The following is a 1,391-nucleotide window of genomic DNA, read 5'->3' on the forward strand; positions in this document are numbered from 1 at the left end:
ATGAGGTGGATGACTTTTTTCTCAATCGCCTCGACCACGATATGCATCCTTTTTTCGATGAAATTCGTGGAGTGGAAGTATCGGCTCATTTTTATATTCGACGTGATGGGCGTGTTACGCAGTTTGTGTCGTGTTTAGATCGCGCTTGGCATGCTGGTGTGTCCACATTCTGTGGTCGGGAAAACTGTAACGATTATTCCATTGGTGTTGAGCTTGAAGGGCAGGATGATGATGCTTTTACTGATGCGCAATACGAGTCTTTAGTTCACTTAACGCGTGCACTAATGGATGAGTACCCAATAGTTTCGAAAGATAATATTGTTGGTCATAGTGATATTGCGCCAGAAAGAAAAACAGACCCAGGACCTATGTTTGATTGGAATCGCTATTTCTCAATGATCTAGCTTCGAGCTATCTTCCTAGCCAAGCCGCGCCCCTTACGCCACTTGCATCGCCATATTTTGCGGGTTGTATTGGTGTTTCAAATTGTTCTGAAAATACATATTTTTTAATGCGTTTAGGAACCTCGATATACAGATCACGAAGATTGCTTAGTCCTCCTCCAAGAACAATTGCATTGGGGTCTAAGACGTTAACGACTTGGGCTAAAGCATACGCTAATCCTTCGTAGTAACGTTCAAATGCATCTTTAATCTGTGTGTCTTCAGTACTTAGCTTTAAAAGTTCTTGTACTGAAGAGGCCTCCGCTCCGGTTGTTTCTATAGTGCGTCTAACGAATGCTGGGCCGCTGAGATAGGTTTCTATGCAATGTGTTTTTCCGCAATAGCATTGGGCAGCATTAGAATTAGTTTGCAGAGGTGCTGGCATGACGTTATGACCCCATTCTCCTGTAATCGCATTTGGGCCTACCAGAATGTGTTGATTGATGCAGATTCCACCACCCACTCCAGTTCCGAGTATTACACCAAAAACACAGGTTTGATCTTTCGCTGCTCCATCTGATGCTTCGCTGAGCGTGAAACAATCAGCATCATTTGCTAAAGCGACAGGTCGACCAATGCTACACTCGAGGTCTTGTTTAAGGTTGTTGCCAATTAGCCAGGTTGAGTTAGCGTTTTGCACCAAGCCTGAAGTTGGCGATATGCTGCCAGGGATCCCTATTCCTATCGTGCACCTCTGTCCGAGTGATTTCTCTGCTTCGAGGATAAGTGAGGAGAGATTGGTCAATGTTTTTGTGTAATCGCCTTGTGGGCTCGCAACGCGCTTGTTGTAGACGGCCTTGTTATCAGCGTTTAATACCATGATTTCGGTTTTTGTTCCGCCTAGGTCAATTCCTAAGTGCATTTACGCGCTCCGTTAGCATTGTGTTCGTTGTTGCTGACAAACCTGATGCTATTAATTGTTTGGCCGCAAAACCGTTAATGTCGTTA

General features: G+C 44.5%; 2 protein-coding genes. One reads left to right on the forward strand and one right to left on the reverse strand.

The window, feature by feature from the left end; all coding sequences use genetic code 11:
• A partial coding sequence (gene ampD, locus A3738_RS28130) for a 1,6-anhydro-N-acetylmuramyl-L-alanine amidase AmpD (RefSeq protein ID WP_156504563.1) occupies window positions 1–404 on the forward strand: 404 nt, incomplete at its 5' end.
• Window positions 405–411: 7 nt separating this feature from the next.
• Here the strand turns inward: ampD and A3738_RS28135 are convergent.
• A complete protein-coding gene (locus A3738_RS28135; protein ID WP_068479417.1) occupies window positions 412–1,305 on the reverse strand; it encodes an ROK family protein in 894 nt (297 codons plus the stop codon).
• Window positions 1,306–1,391: the final 86 nt, after the last annotated feature.

The organism is Oleiphilus sp. HI0066 (genome assembly GCF_001635725.1).